At 71.4% G+C, this 18,466-nt stretch carries 15 protein-coding genes and 1 pseudogene; 8 read left to right on the forward strand and 8 right to left on the reverse strand.

What is annotated here, in order from left to right; translation table 11 throughout:
* Nucleotides 1-2: 2 nt before the first annotated feature.
* The 3 genes from JIX55_RS22820 to JIX55_RS22830 all read left to right on the forward strand — a co-directional run bounded on the left by JIX55_RS22820 (nt 3) and on the right by JIX55_RS22830 (nt 3,320).
* Complete coding sequence (locus JIX55_RS22820) at nt 3-791, forward strand: SDR family oxidoreductase (protein ID WP_257565161.1); 789 nt, start codon at nt 3-5, stop codon at nt 789-791.
* A gap of 193 nt (nt 792-984) precedes the next feature.
* A complete protein-coding gene (locus JIX55_RS22825) occupies nt 985-2,562 on the forward strand; it encodes a sodium:solute symporter family protein (RefSeq protein WP_257565162.1) in 1,578 nt (525 codons plus the stop codon).
* A 221-nt stretch (nt 2,563-2,783) separates the two neighbouring features.
* A complete protein-coding gene (locus tag JIX55_RS22830; protein ID WP_257565163.1) occupies nt 2,784-3,320 on the forward strand; it encodes a hypothetical protein in 537 nt (178 codons plus the stop codon).
* Between the two features lie 17 nt (nt 3,321-3,337).
* Here JIX55_RS22830 and cpt read toward each other — a convergent pair whose 3' ends face one another.
* Entirely contained in the window at nt 3,338-3,871 is a 534-nt protein-coding gene (gene cpt / locus JIX55_RS22835) for a chloramphenicol phosphotransferase CPT (RefSeq protein ID WP_257565164.1), read from the reverse strand.
* A gap of 74 nt (nt 3,872-3,945) precedes the next feature.
* On the opposite strand from cpt, the gene JIX55_RS22840 reads away from it, so the two are divergent.
* Entirely contained in the window at nt 3,946-4,812 is an 867-nt protein-coding gene (locus JIX55_RS22840; protein ID WP_257565165.1) for an acyl-CoA thioester hydrolase/BAAT C-terminal domain-containing protein, read from the forward strand.
* A gap of 98 nt (nt 4,813-4,910) precedes the next feature.
* Here the strand turns inward: JIX55_RS22840 and JIX55_RS22845 are convergent, their stop codons facing one another.
* Nucleotides 4,911-5,357, reverse strand: a complete 447-nt coding sequence (locus JIX55_RS22845) for a GNAT family N-acetyltransferase (protein ID WP_257565166.1) — start codon at nt 5,355-5,357, stop codon at nt 4,911-4,913.
* An 81-nt stretch (nt 5,358-5,438) separates the two neighbouring features.
* On the reverse strand, nt 5,439-6,554 hold the full coding sequence (locus tag JIX55_RS22850) for an ADP-ribosylglycohydrolase family protein (RefSeq protein ID WP_257565167.1): 1,116 nt from the start codon (nt 6,552-6,554) through the stop codon (nt 5,439-5,441).
* A 223-nt stretch (nt 6,555-6,777) separates the two neighbouring features.
* Between JIX55_RS22850 and JIX55_RS22855 the strand changes: the two genes are divergently transcribed.
* Nucleotides 6,778-8,244, forward strand: a complete 1,467-nt coding sequence (locus tag JIX55_RS22855; protein ID WP_257565168.1) for an FG-GAP-like repeat-containing protein — start codon at nt 6,778-6,780, stop codon at nt 8,242-8,244.
* A gap of 33 nt (nt 8,245-8,277) precedes the next feature.
* Here JIX55_RS22855 and JIX55_RS51495 read toward each other — a convergent pair whose 3' ends face one another.
* Nucleotides 8,278-10,905: a tetratricopeptide repeat protein gene (locus JIX55_RS51495; RefSeq protein WP_443046504.1), complete on the reverse strand. Its 2,628-nt coding sequence runs from the start codon at nt 10,903-10,905 to the stop codon at nt 8,278-8,280.
* A 131-nt stretch (nt 10,906-11,036) separates the two neighbouring features.
* Between JIX55_RS51495 and JIX55_RS22870 the strand changes: the two genes are divergently transcribed.
* Nucleotides 11,037-11,558: a DUF2165 domain-containing protein gene (locus tag JIX55_RS22870; protein ID WP_257565169.1), complete on the forward strand. Its 522-nt coding sequence runs from the start codon at nt 11,037-11,039 to the stop codon at nt 11,556-11,558.
* A 22-nt stretch (nt 11,559-11,580) separates the two neighbouring features.
* Here the strand turns inward: JIX55_RS22870 and JIX55_RS22875 are convergent, their stop codons facing one another.
* A complete protein-coding gene (locus JIX55_RS22875) occupies nt 11,581-11,865 on the reverse strand; it encodes a hypothetical protein (protein ID WP_257565170.1) in 285 nt (94 codons plus the stop codon).
* Nucleotides 11,862-12,167: a DUF6247 family protein gene (locus JIX55_RS22880; protein WP_257565171.1), complete on the reverse strand. Its 306-nt coding sequence runs from the start codon at nt 12,165-12,167 to the stop codon at nt 11,862-11,864. The genes JIX55_RS22875 and JIX55_RS22880 overlap by 4 nt, the downstream gene beginning before the upstream one ends.
* A gap of 448 nt (nt 12,168-12,615) precedes the next feature.
* Here JIX55_RS22880 and JIX55_RS22885 point away from each other — a divergent pair.
* Together JIX55_RS22885 and JIX55_RS22890 are read left to right on the forward strand one after the other, a co-directional pair.
* Nucleotides 12,616-12,711, forward strand: a pseudogene (locus tag JIX55_RS22885) (transcriptional regulator); the annotation flags it as partial.
* On the forward strand, nt 12,708-12,896 hold the full coding sequence (locus JIX55_RS22890; RefSeq protein WP_257565172.1) for a DUF397 domain-containing protein: 189 nt from the start codon (nt 12,708-12,710) through the stop codon (nt 12,894-12,896). The pseudogene JIX55_RS22885 and the gene JIX55_RS22890, both read left to right, overlap by 4 nt.
* A 217-nt stretch (nt 12,897-13,113) precedes the next feature.
* Here JIX55_RS22890 and JIX55_RS22895 read toward each other — a convergent pair whose 3' ends face one another.
* Together JIX55_RS22895 and JIX55_RS22900 are read right to left on the reverse strand one after the other, a co-directional pair.
* Nucleotides 13,114-15,183 carry a LamG domain-containing protein gene (locus tag JIX55_RS22895; protein WP_257569444.1) on the reverse strand — a complete coding sequence of 690 codons (2,070 nt, stop codon included), beginning with the start codon at nt 15,181-15,183 and terminating at the stop codon, nt 13,114-13,116.
* A 175-nt stretch (nt 15,184-15,358) separates the two neighbouring features.
* Nucleotides 15,359-17,971, reverse strand: a complete 2,613-nt coding sequence (locus tag JIX55_RS22900; protein ID WP_257565173.1) for a bifunctional FO biosynthesis protein CofGH — start codon at nt 17,969-17,971, stop codon at nt 15,359-15,361.
* Nucleotides 17,972-18,466 lie beyond the last annotated feature (495 nt).

Genomic DNA, 18,466 nt, shown 5'->3' on the forward strand with positions numbered 1-18,466 from the left:
CGATGTCACTGCTCGCGGGCAAGACCGTCGTCGTCTCGGGGGTCGGGGCCGGTCTGGGCCACCGGGTCGCCGCGGCGGTCGTACGGGACGGCGGGAACGCCGTGCTGGGGGCGCGCACGGAGGCGAATCTCGCCAAAGCCGCGGCGGACGTGGATCCGGACGGCACGCACACGGCGTACCGGGCGACCGACATCACCGACGAGGCGCAGTGCGCGGCGCTGGCGGCGCTCGCGCGGGAGCGGTTCGGGGGCGTGGACGCCGTGGTGCACGTGGCGGCCTGGGACAGCTACTTCGGGGGTCTGGAGGACGCCGACTTCACCACCTGGCAGGCGGTCCTCGACGTGAACCTGCTGGGCACCCTGCGGATGACCCGGGCCTGTCTGCCCGCTCTGAAGGCGGCGGGTGGCGGATCGGTCGTCATGATCGGCACACAGTCGGCGGTGGCCGCGCCCTCGCAGGTGTGGCAGGCGGCGTACGCGGCGTCCAAGGGTGCGCTGACGAGCGCGATGTACTCGCTGGCGAGAGAGCTCGGCCCGCACCGGATACGGGTCAACACCGTGCTGCCGGGCTGGATGTGGGGGCCGCCGGTGGAGGCGTACGTGCGGTTCACGGCGCACGGCGAGGGCGTGGCCGAGGCGGAGGTGCTGGCGCGGCTCGCCGAGCGGATGGCGCTGCCGGAGCTGGCCACGGACGGGGATGTCGCGGACGCGGTGGTCTTCCTGGCCTCCGACCGCGCACGGTCGATCACCGGCCAGTCGCTGCTGGTGAACGCGGGAGAACTGATGCGCTGACCTGGCCCACCGACGGACGGAGCAGGCTCGGGGCTGATCCTTTTCGGCCAACTCACCGTTCATATACATAAACCGAGGTCATCGCTCGGAACTTTTTTACCCCCTCTTGACCTTCCACTTGCTTGCCGTGGGCATGCCACCGAACCCAGAGTTCACATGCCTGACCCTGACGGCGGACCCTGGAAGGGGGCCCATGAATAGTCTCGACTGGGCCGTGCTCATCGGCTACTTCGGTGTGATGGTCGCGATCGGCGTCTGGTCGCACAAGCGCGTGGACAACGTCAGCGACTTCTTCACCGCCGGCGGCAAGATGCCCTGGTGGCTCTCCGGCATCTCACACCACATGTCGGGCTACAGCGCGGTGATGTTCACCGGGTACGCCGGTATCGCGTACACCTGGGGCGTCACGTCCTTCGTGACGTGGTCCTTCCCCATCGCCCTCGGCATCGCCATCGGCTCCAAGCTGTTCGCGCCGCGCATCAACCGGCTGCGCTCACGGCTGCATGTGGCGTCCCCTCTCGAATACCTGAAGAACCGTTACAACCTGGGCACCCAGCAGGCGCTGGCCTGGTCCGGCATGCTGCTGAAGATCGTGGACGTCGGCGCGAAGTGGGCCGCGATCGCGACCCTGCTGTCGGTCTTCACGGGCATATCCCTGAACCAGGGCATCCTGATCACCGGTTCGATCACGGCCGTCTACTGCACGATCGGCGGTCTCTGGGCGGACGCGCTCACGGAGTTGGGCCAGTTCGTGATCCAACTGCTCGCGGGCATCGCGATGTTCATCGCGGTGGTGGGGAAGCTGGGCGACTACGGCGGCTTCTTCGGCGTCTGGGACCGTCCGGAGCTGAAGGGCCACGGGGAGCCGCTGGTGGGCCCCTACGGCACGATCTTCCTGCTCGCGTTCCTGTTCATCAAGCTCTTCGAGTACAACGGCGGCATGCTCAACCAGGCCCAGCGCTACATGGCCACGGCGACCCCGTACGAGGCCGAGCGCTCCGCCCGGCTGTCGGCGATCCTGTGGCTGGTCTGGCCGCTGGTGCTGTTCTTCCCCATGTGGATGTCGCCGCTGCTGGTGACGTCGGAGAAGGGCGACGGTTCGGACTCGTACGCCCTGATGACCGAACAGCTGCTGCCGCACGGCCTGTTGGGCCTGGTGATCGTCGGCTTCTTCTCGCACACGATGGCCATGTGCTCGTCCGACGCGAACGCCATCGCCGCCGTCTTCACGCGGGACTGCGCGCCGGTGATCTGGCGCCGGGCCCGTACGTGGAGCGAGGGGCAGGGGCTGCGGGTCGCCCGTATCACGACGGTCGTGTTCCTGGGGCTGTCCATGGCGGCGGCCACGCAGGTCAACTCACCCGCCTTCAAGGACATCATCACCGTCGTCATCAAGTGGGTCGCCGGGCTCATGGGTCCGATGGCCATCCCGATGATGCTGGGTCTGCTGCGGCCGTTCCGGCGATCGGGGCCGACGGCGGCGCTCACGAGCTGGGCGTGCGGTCTGTTCGCCTTCTGGCTGGTGAACTACCCGATCCACTGGAACATCGAGGGCGGGGTGCCTCTGCAGTACCAGGTGTCCATCCCGTTGGCGGTCTCGCTGGTCCTGTACATCGTCATCGGCTTCATCAAGCCGGAGGACACGCCCGAGCGGCTCGCGATCATCGAGAAGATCAACACGGATGGGGACGGCGACGGCAAGGGCGGAGCGGGGGCCGCGGCCGCGGTGCCGGCTCAGGGGAAGGACGCGTCCAGTCCTACGGGCGTCTGAGGACCCGACGGCAGCTTGAGCTTGAAAGCGAGGGCCGCGCCCGGTACCGACCGGGGCGGTCCTCGCCGCTGTTGTGCCCGGTACCGACCGTGGGGCGGTCCTCGCCGCTGTTTCGTGGCAGCGGGCCTCGCCACTGTTGTGCGGCCACACACGGCCGGGCGGGTCAGCGGTCCTCGTCGCTGCGCCGGGCGTTGTCGGTGCGCGTCGCTAGGGTGCCGCGCATGCGATCACTGATCAACGCCGTCCGCGAACACGACGAGGCCGCCCGGTTCCTCGTGTGGCCGGGCGACTTCGACCTCGACCGCGGCGACGACCACGTCGAGGAGGTCCACCTCGCGTCGGGTGCCCCGCTGGAGGCCTTCGCGGGCGACGGCGCCGGAGGCACGTTCTTCTTCTGCGGCGAAGGCGGCGAGGGCGGCGAGGAACGCCCCGTCCTCTACGCGGACTCCGAAGGAGGCGCCGCCCTCATAGCCATCGGCCTGCCCGAACTCCTCCGCCTCCTGCTGGTCGCCCCCTGGTGGCGCGGCTGCCGTACCTTCACGGCGGAGGAGAGCCGGGAGCTGGCCGCCGAATACCTGGAAGACCTCCCGAACCTGCCGGCCGACCGCGACCGCGCCGCCGCGGCCCTCGGTCTCGAACTCCCCACCGAGGCCGATGCCTTGGCGCGCCTGCACGAGGTGGCGGTCGGCCCCGGCAAGGACTACGTGCTCCTCTCCGCACCGGAGAACGAGCCGTACGATCCGCTGATCGAGAGCTGAGACAATCGCGGCCTTCCTCAGCTGACGTGGGCGGCGATGGTGCGGGCGCATGTCAGGGACTCGGTGTGGGTCGTGTCGACCTCCAGGTCGTAGTGCACGCCCTCGTGGACGATGTCCGCCTGCGCGGCGGCCATTCCCCGGACCCGGTCGCCCCGGGCGATCTCGCGGCCCGCGGCGACGGCGCTGTCGCAGCGGACGCCGACCCAGAGCACGTCCAGGCCGTCGAGGAGCTTCCGCCAGCGCTGCTGGGATGCCGCTCCGCCGAGGAAGATGTCGTCGATGATGATCCTGGCGCCCGCGTGGGCCATGGCCACGACACCCTGGGCCCAGGCTTGTTCCACGGCCCTGAAGTCCGCACCGATGACCACCTCGCCGTCCGCCGAGATCTCGATCCCGCCGTCTGACGTCTGCATCCTCGCGGGCATCGCGTCGATGAGGGAGTCGGCCCCGAACGCCAGCCACTGCTCCGGCAGTTCGGCCTGCAGACACCGTACGATTCCGGACTTCCCCGCGCTGGAACCGCCGTTGAGAATGATCATCTGAGTCGTCACGGGGTCACGGTAGGACGCCGCGTACGCGGCACGAAACCGATTTCGGACGGACGAGTGAGTGGCGGGGAGAGCGTGTGGATGTCGTCGATGTCATTGAGCGCGAGGTCACCGAGCCCTGGGAAGGGGTGCTGGTCGCTCCCGCCCACGGCAGTGATGTCGGTGTTCTGGTCCTGGCGGGTTCCAGTGGGCGCGTCGAAAGGGAGAGGGCACGTCTCCTCGCCCGGCAGGGCCTGGCCGCTCTGACGATCCGCTGGTTCGGCGGGGCGGGTCAGTCGCCGGGTATCTGCGAGATCCCCCTGGAGACCTTCACCACCGCCGTCGACCTCCTCCGAGCGAACGGGTCGGCACGCGTCGGCATCCTGGGCGTCTCCAAGGGGGCCGAGGCGGCTCTGCTCACGGCGGTGCGCGATCCGCGCGTGGACGTCGTCGTCGCGCTGTCGCCCACATCCCGGGTCTGGTGCAACATCGGGCCGGGCCGGGACGGAGCACAGCGGCCCTACCGGTCGTCCTGGACCTGGCGCGGGCGGGCGCTGACCTTCGTGCCGATGGACGATTCCTGGTCTCCCGCGGAGTCGGGCAGCGGGCCGGTCGCCGTCCGGGGGTGGTACGAATGCAGCGAGCGGACGTTCGCCGGCCTGCTCCCTCCGGCGGAGATCCGCGTGGACAGGGCCCGGGCCGATCTGCTGCTGGTCGCGGGCGGCGACGACGCGATGTGGCCGTCCCTGCCCTTCGCCGAACAGCTGGCGGAACGCCGGCGCTCGGCCGGGGCCCCCGCACGGCTGATCGCCCACCCCGACGCCGGCCACCGCCCGCGTCTGCCCGGCGAGAGCCCCGCGCCGGCCTCCCCACGCTTCGTCCACGGCGGCACCCCCGAAGCCGACGCCCTCCTGGGCGCCGCCGCCTGGCCCCACATCCTGGACATGCTCCGCAACGGGTCCTAGTTGTTCCGTCCACGGATACAGCTGGTTGCTCTGTCCACGGATACAACGGCTCGTTGTTCCGTCCACGGATGCAACGGCCGTGTGCGGGTCGCCCCCCCTCACCCACCCCCCGGCTCGCGCACCATGAACACGTCCACCGCGTCCTCCGTCTCCCACCTGAACCCGACCCTCTCGTAGAGCCGTCGGGCCGGACTCCCCCGCAACACGTTCAGGCGGACCACGACTCCGTCGCGGTCGCAGTGGTCGAGGAGGTCGCGGAGTACGGCCGTGCCGATGCCGGTGCCCTGCAGCTCCGGGGCGAGGAAGAAGTGCTCCAGCCAGTGGGCGTCGGGGGACGGGCGGAGGGCGACGCAGCCGGCGAACGAGCCGCTGACCTCGATGATCCAGGCGTGGGCCGGGTCGAAGGAGTCACGGAAGCGTTGGCGGACGCGGTGGGGGTCGTAGCGGCCGAGGCGTTCGAGGTCCGGGCGCATCGCCACGGCGCGCAGCTCGGCCACGGGTTCGGTGTCCGTCAGCGACGCCGGTCGTAGGTTCCAGTCCGCCATGATCTCCACTTCGCATCGAGAGAACCCATCGTTCCTGAACCTGTTCCCGACCCGTTCCTGAGCCGTTCCTGGCCCGTTCCGTCAGCCTCGCGGATACCGCGTCAGCCATCCCGGCACCGCCCCGCCGGGGCCGTGCAGCGCCGGCCCCTGCGTCATCTCCAGCGCGAAGTCGTCGGCGAGGACGAGGATGGTGGGGCGGCCTTCCAGCTCCGCCAGCCAGGCGGGAGGCAGGGCCGTCTCGCCGTGGAGGGCGCCGAGGAGGCCTCCCGTCAGGGCGCCCGCCACCCCCGAAGGGCCACCGTGGTTGACGGCCAGGCGCAGGCCGTGGTTCACGTCCTCGCCGACCAGGGTGCAGTACACGGCGACGGCCAGCATGCCGTCGGCCGTGCCGTCGGCGGCCAGTTGCTCGACGACGGCCGGGGTGGGCGAGCCCTGGCGGACGGTGGTGACGGCCTGTTGGAGGGAGTCGGCGACGGGCTGGTGGCCGGGGCGGGCGGCCAACAGCACCAGGGTCTTCTGGACGGCGGCGTCGAGGCTCTCACCGCGGGCGAGGGCGTGGACGATGACGGCGTAGGAGCCGGCGGCGAGGTAGGCGGTGGGGTGACCGTGCGTCTGGGCCGCGCACTCGACGGCCAGCTGGAAGACGAGCTGGGGTTCCCAGCCGACCAGGAGGCCGAAGGGGGCCGAGCGGGCAGCGGCCTCGGCACCGCACGCGCCGGGGTTCTTGGGGGCGTCGAGGGTGCCCATGGTCTGGTCGGCGAAGCCCAGGAGGCAGATGAGGGAGGGGTCGCGGCGTACGTAGAGCCACTCCTCGCGGGCGAGCCAGCCGTCGTCCTTGCGGCGTTCGTCGGGGCCCCAGTCCCGCTGGGTCGCGGCCCATCGCCGATACGCCCGGTGCAGATCGGTCGGGGGGTGCCAGACGCCGGTGTCGCGGCGGACCTGGGCGCGGATCAGACCGTCCACGGTGAACAGGGTGAGCTGCGTGAGGTCGGTGATGGCGCCGCGTCTGCCGTACGCGGAGACCAGATCGGTCAGCCACTCCGGGCCGTACGCCTCGCCGATCTGCGGCAGGGTCAGCTGGTCGACCGGCGCGCCCAGCGCGTCGCCGACGGCCGCGCCCAGCAGCGTCCCGCGCACCCGGCTGCGGAAGTCCTGCTGCTCGACCCGCCCCCAGACGGCACCGGCTGTCGCACCCACCCCGGCCTCCTCACGGCCCCTACCCGACCCATACGTCAGTACGTCAGTACATCCGTACGCCCGTACGGCTCGACAGTCCAGCACTGTAATCGAATGGGAACGGCCCGTTCAGGGCTCTCGACGAGCACAACCTTCCCGTAGACCACAACCGTTTAGCACTCTCGGTCGTCAAACGATCGGATGTGAACAGTCGACGTACCCGAGTGCAACTCCTGGAGAACCCGTGCCCCATCGCCACAGCCGTCGCACGACCAGCCTCCCCGCCCTCCGTACAAGCAGCCGCAGCAGTCGTAGCCGCAGCCGTACGGTCGCGGGATGCGCGGCCGTCGCCGCCGCGTTGCTGGCCGCTCCGCTCGTCGCCGCCGTGCCGGCCGCCGCGGTTCCGACGGCGCCGATCGCCGACTTCAACGGCGACGGTTTCGCCGACCTCGTGATCAACGCGCCCCGCGCCACCGTCGCGGGCGCCGAGAGCGCCGGCTACGTCTCGGTCGTGTACGGCTCCGTCGCGGGCGCCGACACCGCGCACCCCCAGGTCATCTCCCGCACCACCTCATGGCTGCCGGCGACCACCGAGGCGGGCACCTCCTTCGGTCAGACGACGGCCGCGCGCGACCTCGACGGCGACGGCTACACCGATCTCGCGGTCGGCGGCTTCAACGACGCCGACGCGATCCTGTGGGGCTCCGCGAGCGGCCTGGCCTCGGCCACCGCGTTCACCGGCGGGGTCAACCGCGCGGTCGACGGCGACTTCAACGGTGACGGCAAGGGCGACCTCGTCACCACCGGCGACGGCGGCCTCCAGATCCAGCTCGGCCCGTTCACCCGCGCCGGCGCCCCGGCCCAGACCTCCACCATCGCGATCGACGAGAGCGACGAGATCTGGGACATCGCCGTCGGCGACATGGACGGCGACGGCAAGGACGACCTGATCACCACGGGCGGCTTCGAGGAGATGTCGTACCAGGCACAGTGGCGCAAGGGCACGTCGACCGGCGTGAGCCAGACCGCCAGGTCCACCGGCTACTTCACCCTCGGCGGTGTCATCGCCGACGTGAACCTGGACGGCTACGGGGACTACGTCGCCCGCGAGGTCGGCCAGGTCTCGGAGGTGATGAACGGCGCGGCCGGCAACGTCCGCGTCGTCTACGGCTCCGCGAACGGCCCCTCCACCCGTACAACGAAGATCACCCAGAACACCACGGGCGTCCCCGGCGTCTCCGAGTCCGAGGGGCCCGACAGCGACTGGAACGGCGACCAGTTCGGCTACTCCGTCGCCGCCGGTGACGTGACCGGCGACGGCTACCCCGACATCGCGGTCGGCGTCCCCGGCGAGGACATCGGCTCCATCAAGGACGCCGGGTCGATCGTGCTGCTGAAGGGCGGCGCCACCGGTCTCACCGGCACCGGCGCCCAGGCCTTCGACCAGTCCGACCCCGGGGTCCCCGGCGCCTCCGAGGCCGGCGACACCTTCGGCGCGTCCGTCTCCCTCCTCGACGTGAACTCCAACAACCGCGCCGACCTGGCCGTCGGCGCGCCCACGGAGGACGGCACGTACCAGGACTCGGGCGCCGTCTGGCTGTTCCGCGGCTCGAAGAACGGCCTGGTCACGACGAATATCGCGTCGTTCGGTCCGGCCGTCCTCAAGGCACCGGAGGAGGGCTCGCGGTTCGGGCTCGGGTTCGCGAAGTAGCGCGGCCGCTCGCGAAGCAGGGCTCCTCGCCCACTACTCCGTACGGTCAGGCCGGGCCGCCGCCTCGGTGGCCCGGCTGTGTACGTCAGCGATCAACGGGTCACCCGGCCGCAGCGCGAGGGCCTGCTCGGCGTCGGCCAACGCCAGTCCCACGGCCCCGAGTTCGAGGTGGAGCGCGGCGCGGTGGCGCAGGGCCCAGGCGTACTCCGGGAAGAGCGACACCGCCACGTCGAGGTCCGCGAGGGCTTCGCCGTGGCGGCCCAGTTTGAAGCGGGAGACGCCCCGGCTGGCGTACGCGGAGGCGTACAGCGGGTTCAGCTCGATGGCCCGGTCGTAGTCGGCGAGGGCCTCCTCGTCCCGGTCGGCGGCGCGCAGGGCGTCCCCGCGCTCGCACCGCACCCACGTCGTGTCGGGCTCCAGGGCCACGGCGTGGTGCAGGTCGGCCAGTTGGCGATCGCGCTCGCCCCGGGAACGTCGTACGCGCGCCCGGCGCATCAGGGCCCAGACGTACTGCCCGTCCAGCTCCAGGGCACGGTCCAGGTCCGCGAGGGCCTCGTCGAGGCGGCCCTGCCCATGGCGGGCGGCGCCGCGTGAGGCCCAGGCCGAGCGGTGGACGGGGTCGAGGGCGACCGCACGGTCGAGGTCGGCGATCGCCGCGTCGAGGTCGCCGAGGAGACGGTGGTAGTCGCCGCGCAGGACGAGAGTGGTGACGTCGCCGGGCGCGAGCGCGTCCGCCCGGTCCAGGTCGGCCACGGCGGCCGCGTACTTCCCGGCGTGCGCCCGCACGACGGCCCTGCCCAGCCACGCCGTGGCCAGGTCGGGGTCGAGAGCGAGGGCCTGGTCGTACTCGGCCACCGCCCGCTCGTACGCCCCGTCCCGGTGCAGCGCCCGCCCCCGCAGGGCCCGTGCGAGCGCCTCCCGCCGGGCGTCGAAGCCGGCCCGGAGCAGCAGTACCCCCAGCGCGTCCTGGACGCCGCCGCGCTCCAGCGCGCCCAGCAGGTCCCGTCCCCAGCGGCCCGCGTCCTCGTCGTCGGCGTCCTGCCCGGCCTGCGCCAGGGCCTCGGCCCACCGCCGGGCCACGGCCGTACCCTCCCCGCACGCGTCCACGACGTCCCGCAGCACCCCGGCGAGCGCCCCGCGCTCGCCCGCGCACAGCCGGTGGTACGCCTCGGCCAGCCGCAGCTCCCGCCACCGCTCGGCGCCCCACAACTCACCGTCCTCCAGGCCGACTTCGGCCTCGGCGCGCCACCCGGCGAACGCCTCCGCCAGCCGCCGGTGCCGCTCGCTCCACCCCCGCGGCGAGCGCAGCCGCTGCAACCGCACCATCGGCGCCCGTACGACGTCGTGGTACACCACCCGGTCCCCGCGATCGGTGACGAACGGCAGGGCCCGCAACCAGGCGAACAGCCCTTCGGCGTCCCCGCCGACGTCTCCGTCCGTGCCCGTGTTCGCGCCCGTGTCCGTGTTCGTGTTCGCGCCCGTGTCCGGGACCGATACGGCCACCCGGAACACATCCGCGTCCAGCCAGCGGGGCAACGCACAGGTGAGCGCCGCGGCCCGCCGTACGGGATCCCCCTCCCACTTCAGGAAGCGTTCCACGGCCGTGGCGCTCGGGTCGCCGACGTCGGCGAGGTCGTCGAGGTCGCCGGGGCGGGCCTCGGCGAGGGTCGAGACGAGGACGGGCAACCCGCCGGTCAGCCGCAGGACCTCGTCCACGACCGGCCGGGAGAGCACCCCCTTCGCCGCGAGGAGCCCGCGTGACTCGACCTCCGTGAACGGGCTGAGCGGCAGGTCGAGGACGAAGTCGGTGAGGCCTCCCCAGCGGGCGGCGTCGAAGGGGCGCTGCCCCGCCGTCACAAGGACGAGGTTGCCGGGGAGGGGCCCGTACCGGTCGCCGGAGACGAGGTCGTGCAGCCACGGGTCGAGGAAGGCGCCGGTCCGCTCGTACGTGTCGAAGAACAGCACCAGCCAGGGCACTTCGGCCGCGGCCTCGGCCAGGCCCGCCAACAGCACGGGGGTGAGGACGGGTTCGGGGGCGAGCACCAGCTCGGCGTCCTCCGGCCCGCCGCGTGGACGGGAAGCGAGCCCCGCCCGCAACCGGTCGGCGTGACGGGCGAGTCGGGCCGGATCGACGGCACCGGCGAAGGGGCCGACCACGGGGACGAGCCCGAGCGCGACGAGGGTGGCCCGAGCGGCGGCCATGCTCGCGGCCGACGGCTCGGCGACGCCGGTGCCCCCCGGCTCCGCCCCCGACTCGGCCTCCGGCTCGGACAGGGCCACGGCCGCCAGCTCGGCCTCGTACCGCCGCTCACGGTGTGCGGCCAGCAGCCGCTCCAACTCCTTGAACCGCCGCCCCTCCCGGGCGAACCGGTCCGCGATCACGGCCATGGCCTCCGGCACGGTGCCGACACCGTCGTCGACATACGCGGTGAGCGCGCCGCGCTCGCGGGCGATCTGCTCCAACTCCCTTACGAGGAAGCTCTTTCCGATGCCCGCGTTGCCGTGCACGTGGAAGAGGAACCGGCGCCGTTCGTCCTCGATGGGGAGATCGAAGTTGGCGCGGAAGGCGGCACGTTCGGTGTTGCGGCCGACGAAGCCCTGCCGGGTACGCCGCCGGATCAGCTCCTGCATCGACGGAATCGGCGGTTGCGCGCGCCCCATGCGTATATCCCTCCGGTCGTCTCCGGCCATCTCCGGTCACCCTCGGTTTTCCGCCATCACCAGCCCTCATTGTGATCCAACGCGCCGAAAACCACCTGGGGTTGATCCATGCTCACGCACATAGTTGGTCCATGGCTGAAAACAAGACCCCCCACGCCTCACTCCTCCCACTGGCCTCGACACTGCTCGTCGGTACGGTCGCCCTCTACATGACGCTCGTCGCGTTCAGCAACATCACCGACTTCGGCACGAACCAGCAGTTCGTCCGCCATGTCTTCGCCATGGACACCACGTTCAAGGACGAGGACCTCATGTGGCGGGCCATCGAATCGAAGGGCGTCCAGGACGCGGCCTACGTCCTCATCATCATCTGGGAGACGATCTCCGCCCTGATCCTCATCGCGGCCACCTACTTCTGGGCCAGAGCCCTCGGCAACCGCGCCTTCCCCACCGCCCGCCGCTACAGCACCCTGGGCCTGCTGATGGTGATGCTCCTCTTCGGCGCCGGCTTCATCGCCATCGGCGGCGAGTGGTTCGTCATGTGGCAGTCCGACACCTGGAACGGCCTCGACGCCGCCCTCCGCGTCTTCCTGCTGAGCGGCGTGGTCCTGCTGGTGACCTGCCTCCCCACGAACAACCGGACGGCCGACTGACCGCCCACCGGCGACACACCCGTCAGCCGTACCACGTCACGTTGCAGACGTACACGCACTCGTGTCGGGGTACGGCGAGGAAGCTGATGAAGCCCCGTCCGCCCAGGAGGTCGAACTCACGCAGACCGCCCTCCCGGTCGGCGGGCCTTCCGACCCGTACGGAACCGTGTCCGAGAGCGGCGAGTTCGGTGGCGAGCCGCTCGATCTCCGCCACGACGCCGGGTGGCAGCCCTGCGGTGATGCACTCGGCGCTGGGGTTGTAGTCCCAGGACCAGTCCGTGGCCGGGCCACGAGCCCACTCCGTCACAGACCCGCCTCGGCTTCGGCGGCCTCCCGGATCGCCCGGATCTCGGCGATAGCCTCGGAGGGATCCTGTTCACCCGTGTCCACGATCCGCTCCAGCTCACGCAGGCGCCCAGCGCGCGCCGGGTGCCGCTCAATCGCGACGAACACGGCCCACGAGTGGACGAACGCGCGCAGCGGCGCGAGACTCTGCGTCTGCTGTGCGTTCGTCGTCGCCTCGAACAGGTGCTGGGTGAGTGCCGGGACACGGCTCGGCGCGATCCGGGCGACCGCGGCGCGGAGCGCGTCCGGAGTGAGCTCAGGCATGGGAATCAGCGGTCCGTACGGGCCGTCGCTCTGAGCACTCACGGTGACCTCCGGTGCTGGTGGTTCGCTCCTCGTACGGTACCGGCGGAGGCTCCGGCGCGATGCCGGGACAGCGCGGGCCACCTGATTCACTCGCCGCATGCCCTATGCCACCGCCCGTTGGCCGCATGGCGACGGCAGTCGCGGCAGCGGCCCGGGCCGTGGGCGCGGAACCCCCTGTCGCAGCCGTCGCAGTTCCGCATCCGGGCAGGCAGGGCCGTGGCGGCGGTAGTGGTCGACAGCGGCGGACGGGGCGGCGAGACTGCCGGTGGCGGAGTACGGCTGTGGGAGAGACCCCGCGCTCCAGCCAGGTGACCACGACCGATGTGAGACGGCGTACGTCGCGCTCGGTCAGCAGGAGGCGTGAGTCGTACGTGCGCAGGTCGGCGAGGAGGCGGGCCGCGGTGCGGTGCTCGAAATGCGCGATGGAATGATCCGGGCGCAGGCGCTCTCGCCCCGCGAGTCGCGGACCTTCATCGAAAAAGTACTGGGAGAACAGACATGACCTCCGCGCTCGGGTGGTTCAAGAGCAGCTACAGCGGCAACGACGAGCCCGACTGCGTCGAGGTCGCCATGGCCCCCACCAACACCACCGTCCACGTCCGCGACTCCAAGGACCAGCAGGGCGCACAACTCGCCTTTACGAACGGCTCGTGGACGGCGTTCGTCGGCTCCTACTCCGCCGCGTAACGCGCCTGGAAGCGGGCCGCCACGAGGAAGCCACTTACCGGCTCCCGCCATGCCGTGGATGTGGAACACGAACGTGTGTCGCTCATCCTCGGGCGCGGTACCGAAGTTCCCCCGGAACAGGTCGAGTTCAGGCGGGAGCCAAGTGGGCGCGTAGTCCCAGCGACACGCCGTGCAGGCGGCGTGTCGCTGGGACCCTCACGCCACTTGTAGCCGGCACTCAGCAGAGGCAGGGCTCGGTGCCCCAGCCCAGTTGGTTGATGTCGCTGTCGTCCAGAGCGCCGGCGAACGCGTGCACCTCGTCGACGTCGCCGTGAAGGTACTCCCCCCAGCCGTTGCCGACCTGAGCCCGGCCGACCTGGAGCGGGCCGGAGCTGGGCAGGCCGCCCGCGAAGTCGGCGGTGGATCCGGTGTCGAGGGCGCCGTCCAGGTAGAGCTTGATCCTGTCGGTGGCGTCGTCGTAGACGACCGCGATCCGGTGCCCCTCGCCCTCTCCCCCGTCGGCCATCGCCAGCTGGGCCACGACGGTCTCCGTGGCACCCGGCTCGTCCGCGTTCGGCATGAGCAGCTGCCAGGCGTACGAGGAGGGCTCGTACCGCACCCTGAACGCGTCGGTGTGCTCACCACTCTGGGAGAGCACGGTCATCGGACGGGTCGGCTCGGCGTCCGCGAGGCGTACGACCACGCCGACGGAGAAGCTGTCGGACGTGTCGACGACGGGCCCCTCCGTGGCCGCGTGCCCCGTCTCGCCGTCGAGCGCCAGATGGCCGTCACCGACGAGCGCGTACGGCACCACGGGGCAGTCGGGGTCGAGGTCCGGGAGGCAGGAGCCGTCCGGGCCGCGATGGATCGTCGCGCCGGGGCCCAGCTTCAGCGGCGCACCGCCACCCTGGTCGGGACTGGCGCCGTCCGACGCGTTCTCCAACGACCAGTGGCCGAGCGCCCGTGGCTTGCGGTGCGCCAGTTCGGCTGCCTCGTCGGGTACGACGACCCGGTCGTGGACCCTGATGTCACCGAGTTCGCCGTGCCAGTGGTCGCGGTAGGAGTCGCCGTCGCGGGCGCGGCCGATCTGGAAGGCGCCGACGGCTTCGCCCGGTACGGCCTCGGCCGTCGCACCGACCGGGTTGCCGTTGACATACAGCTGGGCCTTGCCCGTCTCCGCGTCGTACACGCCCAGCACGTGGGCCCACTCCCCGGTCTCGGGTGCGCCGCCCGACACTCGGGCACCGCCGACGGTGAACGACCAGACGGGAGCCTCGTCCCGGGTGGTCAGACCGAGGGCGAAGCCCGTTGCCCCGTCCGCGTCCTGGCCTGCGACGGTCATGTCCCGGTCGGTCCGCGCTGGACGTGCCCAGGCGCTCACCGCGAACGTCCCGCGCGGGTCGGCGACGGCCGGGGCGTCCGGAGTGAGGTAGCCGTCACCAGTGCCGTTCAGGGTGGCTGTGGAGGCGAGGCCCGTGCCCGTGGGCGCCGGTCCGCCGAAGGTGACGCCACCGCCGGCGTCGGCCGCGGTACCGGTCTCGGCCGCCGCGGTCGTGGAGCCCTCGGGATCGCCGAGCTTCCAGTGCGCGACGGGGGCGCGGCCGGACTTCACGAAGAAGCGGTACGACGTCTCGCCGCTGCTCCGGCCGGCGCGGTCGACGGCGCGCACCGTCAGTGTGTCGGGGCCCGAGGTGAGCGGCAGGAAGGGGAGGGTCACGGGGCCACCGGGTTCGTCCGGCCTGGCGGTCCCGGACACGCCGCGGAGGAAGCCGTAGCGGTAGGCCACGACGTCGTCGGAGGGCGAGTCGACGGTGAAGTGGCCGTACACGCCCACTCCGTCCACCCACAGCACGTCCTCGGGGTACTCGGAGGACGTGACCGCCGCCTTCTCCGGGTTCGCGTCGTCGTACACGAACTCGCAGGCCGAGCCCTCACCTTCGGAGCTCCAGGGCGACTTGGCCGTACCGTCGTCGGCTCGGACGTGCCAGGAGACGACGGTGTTCGCCGGGAGGTCGTCCCACGACAGTCCGAAGGTGAACGGGCTGCCCGACGCCTTCGCGGTGGTCGTGAGGGACCTGCGTTGCTCGACGCCCTCGGTGTCCGTCCACCAGGCCTCGAACTCACCGCTGACGCGGCCGCCGTCGGTGTCGTACAGAACGGCGTTGACGAGAGGCCGCGACTCCGCGAGGAACGCCTTGCCGTCGCCTGCTCCGCACGCCTTGCCGCCGGTCTTCAGATCCTGCACGAGCGGCTGTTTCGGCGGCAGGTTCTCAGCCGCGTGCGCCACTCCGGACGTGGTCGCCACCATGGCTGCCACGGAGCACCCCATCGCCAGCAGCGCACGGCCGCCGGATCTCTTTAAGCCCTCCATCTGTCCCCTCCCCTGTGAGCTTCCTCGTGCCCGTGGGTCGCACGGGCCGGAGGAGGCTAACAGGGGGCACGGACACCGCTGAAAGGGTTTTCCGACCTGCTCGCCGCAGACGTCAGTCCAGCACCGGCAGCAGCTCCGGCAGATGCCCGTCCGAGACGCTCGCCGCCCGCTGCCGTTCCTCCGGGACCTCGCCGTACAGCGTCGTCCGCGGCCTCGCCGGGCGGTCCGCCGCGTCCGCCACCGCGATCAGGTCCTTCACCGACTTGTAGGAGCCGTACGACGAGCCCGCCATCCGGGAGATCGTCTCCTCCATCAGGGTGCCGCCGAGGTCGTTCGCGCCGGAGCGGAGCATCTCCGCCGCGCCCTCCGTACCGAGCTTCACCCAGCTCGTCTGGATGTTGGGGATGTGCGGGTGGAGCAGGAGCCGGGCCATGGCCGTCACCGCGCGGTTGTCCCGCATCGTGGGCCCGGGGCGGGAGATGCCCGCCAGATACACCGGCGCGTTGGTGTGGATGAAGGGGAGGGTCACGAACTCCGTGAAGCCGCCGGTGCGTTGCTGGATGCCGGCCAGGGTGCGCAGGTGGCCCAGCCAGTGGCGGGGCTGGTCGACGTGGCCGTACATCATCGTCGAGGAGGAGCGGATGCCCAGCTCGTGGGCGGTCGACACCACCTCGATCCACGTCGCCGTCGGCAGCTTGCCCTTCGTCAGGACCCAGCGGACCTCGTCGTCCAGGATCTCCGCCGCCGTGCCGGGGATGGTGTCGAGCCCCGCCTCCTTCGCGGCGGTCAGCCACTCGCGGATGGACAGGCCCGTCCGGGTCGCGCCGTTCACCACCTCCATCGGGGAGAAGGCGTGGACGTGCATGCCGGGGACGCGGGACTTCACCGCCTTCGCGATGTCGAAGTACGCCGTCCCCGGCAGGTCGGGGTGGATGCCGCCCTGCATGCAGACCTCGACCGCGCCGAGATCCCAGGCCTGCTGGGCCCGGTCGGCGACCTGGTCGAGGGAGAGCGTGTACGCGTCGGCGTCGGTGCGGCGCTGCGCGAAGGCGCAGAAGCGGCAGCCGGTGTAGCAGACGTTCGTGAAGTTGATGTTCCGGGTGACGATGTACGTGACGTCGTCGCCGACCGCCGACCTGCGGACGTCGTCCGCGATCCGGCACAGCGCGTCCAGGGCGGGCCCGTCCGCGTGCAGCAGGGCCAGCGCCTCGGCATCCGACAGCTTCGTGGGGTCGTCGGCCGCCGTCGCCAGCGCCGCGCGTACGTCCGTGTCGATGCGCTCGGGGACCATGCCGGGGGCCGCCGCCTCGCGCAGGGCGCCCCAGTCGCCGTAGACGGAGTCGAAGTCGTCGCGGCGGTCGGACGTACGGCCCTCGGTGTCGATCGAGGTGTGCAGATCCGTCCGGCCGGCGGCGACGAAGACCTCCTCCGGCTCCTGCCACGGCCGGCCCTCGACGACCGCGTCCGGCAGGGCGAGGCCCGTCTCGGGGTCCGCCAGCGCCCGTACGTGCGGCAGCAGACGCGGGTCCAGCCACGGCTCGCCGCGCGACACGAACTCCGGGTACACGCACAGCCGTTCCCGCAGCTCGAAGCCGGCGGCGCGGGACCGCTCGGCGAGTTCCTCGATCTGCGGCCAGGGGCGCTCGGGGTTCACATGGTCGATGGTGAGAGGTGACACTCCGCCCCAGTCGTCGATCCCGGCGCCGATGAGCCGCTCGTACTCGCTGTCGACGAGGTTCGGCGGGGCCTGGATGCAGCCGGCGGGGCCCATGATGTGCCGGGCGACGGCCACCGTGGCGACCAGCTCGTCCAGCTCCGCGTCCGGCATGCCGCGCATCGCGGTGTCCGGCTTGGCGCGGAAGTTCTGGATGATCAGTTCCTGGATGCCGTGGTACGACCGGGAGACCTTCCGGAGCGCGAACAACGACTCCGCGCGCTCCTCGTACGTCTCGCCGATCCCGATGAGGACACCGGACGTGAAGGGGACGGAGGAACGGCCGGCGTCCTCGAGGACCCGCAGCCGGACCGCCGGCTCCTTGTCGGGGGAGCCGTGGTGCGGGCCGCCCGGCTCGGACCACAGCCTCGTCGCGGTCGTCTCCAGCATCATGCCCATCGACGGGGCGACGGGCTTCAGCCGCTGGAAGTCCGTCCAGCTCATGACGCCGGGGTTGAGGTGCGGGAGCAGGCCCGTCTCTTCCAGGATCCGGATCGAGATCGCCCGGACGTACGCGATCGTGTCGTCGTACCCGTGCGCGTCGAGCCACTCGCGCGCCTCCGGCCAGCGGTCCTCCGGCTTGTCGCCGAGCGTGATCAGCGCTTCCTTGCAGCCGAGCGCGGCCCCCTTCCGGGCCACGTCCAGCACCTCGTCCGGGGACATGAACATCCCGTGCCCGGCCCGGCGCAGCTTGCCCGGCACGGTGACGAAGGTGCAGTAGTGGCACTTGTCCCGGCACAGCCGGGTGAGCGGGATGAAGACGCTCTTCGAGTACGTGATCACCCCGGGCCGGCCGGCCGCGTCGAGCCCCGCGTCCCGCACCCGGCCGGCGGACGCGGCGAGGTCGTCCAGTGCCTCGCCGCGCGCCTGCAGCAGCACGGCCGCCTCGGTCACGTCGAGGGCGACGCCGTCCCTGGCACGTTTGAGGGCGCGACGCATGGCGTTCTCGGTCGGGCCGGTGCCGCCGGGGCGGTCGGTGGGGCCGGTGCCGGAGGTCGCGGAAGTCGTCATTGGTCGAGCATACGAGCGACAGGATCAGCCCAGACAGCCACGGGCGGGTGACATGGGCCGGGTGTCGTTACACGGTGTAACTGGCGACCTCACGACAGGCGACCACACCAGCACCCAGGGCCCCGGCGCTCGCCTCAACCGCCAACGGCCTGCATGCCCGCCAGGTCTCGCGCATCCGGCGCGGACGCCGCCGGTGTGGGGGCGAAGAAGGACCCGCGACGAATGCCACCGCGCCGTGGCCCTGGTGCCGGTCCTGGTGCCGGTCCTGGCCCTGGTGCCGGTCCTGGTTCCGGTCCCCACCGCACGGACGCCGAATTCCACTGACCGACCCCCGGGGCGACAACCGTCCAGCGATAACTGCCAGGTAATAACTGCCCAATGACCGGCCGGCTAATGAACCATCCAGTTAATGAACCGGCCGGTAATGAACCGGTCGGTAATGAACGGGCCAGTAACAACTGCCCAGCGCACAGCGGACGTTGACCGTCCACCCGA

It is taken from the genome of Streptomyces sp. DSM 40750 (genome assembly GCF_024612035.1).
Classification (GTDB): domain Bacteria; phylum Actinomycetota; class Actinomycetes; order Streptomycetales; family Streptomycetaceae; genus Streptomyces.